1 protein-coding gene is annotated in these 672 nt (G+C 61.2%); it reads left to right on the forward strand.

The features are described from left to right. Positions 1-234: 234 nt before the first annotated feature. Positions 235-672: SDR family NAD(P)-dependent oxidoreductase (locus M5B96_RS32385; RefSeq protein ID WP_248801236.1), on the forward strand; the 438-nt coding region annotated here is incomplete at its 3' end.

Raw genomic sequence — 672 nt, forward strand, 5'->3', positions numbered from 1 at the left:
CTTCGTCAACGACGCTGGTATCGAAGCCTTCCTGGCTGCCGGTTTCACGCGGCGCAACGTGCTGGAAGTGGTACTGGGCGTCGCCACCAAGGTCATGAGCAACTACACCAACCATCTGGTGCACACCCAGCTCGATCCGTTCATGAAAGGCAACGAATGGACCAAGCCAGCCTAAAACCTGCCTTCGGCCTTCACTCCGCCAGCCCCCTGCACAGGCTGGCCCCAGGAGCACTCATGAACAATCGAACCTTTTTGATCACCGGCGCCAGCAAGGGTATCGGCCTGGCGTTGGCACAGACACTGGCAAACGCGGGTCACCGCGTCGTGGGCATCGCCCGGCACGCTGAGGGTGTCGATTTCCCCGGTATTTTGGTACCGGTTGACCTGGGAGATCGCAAGGCGACCGAACAGGCCTTGGCGACGTTAACCCAGCAGTATGCTTTCGACGGGCTGGTGAATAACGTCGGTCTGGTTCGCCCGCAGGTGCTGGGTGAAGTGGATCTGGACGATTTCGATGCCGTGATGCGGGTGAATCTGCACTCGGCGCTTCTGGCCACTCAGGCGCTGCTACCCGGTATGCGCGAGCGTCAATGGGGCCGGATCGTCAACATCTCCAGCCTGACCGTACTGGGCATTGCCCATCGCACCGCCTATGCTGCCGCCAAGGCCGCA

Source organism: Pseudomonas sp. MWU13-2105 (genome assembly GCF_023242315.1).
Classification (GTDB): Bacteria; Pseudomonadota; Gammaproteobacteria; order Pseudomonadales; family Pseudomonadaceae; genus Aquipseudomonas.